Source organism: Actinospica durhamensis (assembly GCF_018139695.1).
GTDB classification, from domain to species: domain Bacteria; phylum Actinomycetota; class Actinomycetes; order Streptomycetales; family Catenulisporaceae; genus Actinospica; species Actinospica durhamensis.
Genome location: NZ_JAGSOG010000717.1, coordinates 1 through 473 on the forward strand (window position 1 = coordinate 1; position 473 = coordinate 473).

At 67.0% G+C, this 473-nt stretch carries 1 protein-coding gene; it reads right to left on the minus strand.

Going from position 1 to position 473, the window contains the following annotated elements:
- Positions 1-473: HAMP domain-containing protein (locus KDL01_RS47175; protein ID WP_212534264.1), on the minus strand; the 473-nt coding region annotated here is incomplete at both ends.

Consider the following 473-nt stretch of genomic DNA (forward strand, 5'->3'; position numbering starts at 1 on the left):
CCCTGGAACAGCTCGGGTCGCGGTTCGAACACGCCTTCCGTGAGGCCCTGCAGGCGTCCGGTCAGGATGGTGACGGGCGTGCGCAGCTCGTGGGCGATGGCGGCGTTCCAGAAGGCGCGTTCTTTTTCCGTGGCCTGCAGGCGTTCCGCCATCGCGTTGAAGTCGCGCACCAGTTGCGCGGTTTCGCCGAGTGATTCATCGTCGGCCGCTGCGCGTGCCTGCAGATCGCCCTGCGCCATCTGCCGCAGGCTCTCGGCCACCGAGTTGAGCGGCGTGAGGATGCGGCGGGAGAGCCGCACGGCCACGGCGACGGCGATCGCCAGCGCGGCCAGCATGGTCGCGAGCATCCATACCCATTCCACGTGGGACGGCACCCAGCTGTCGGAAATGCTCGATGGGGAATACGCCATGAGCAGGGCGTAGAAGGCGTAGGAGCCGAGCACCGAGATCAGGATGATCCCCAAGGCCATGAC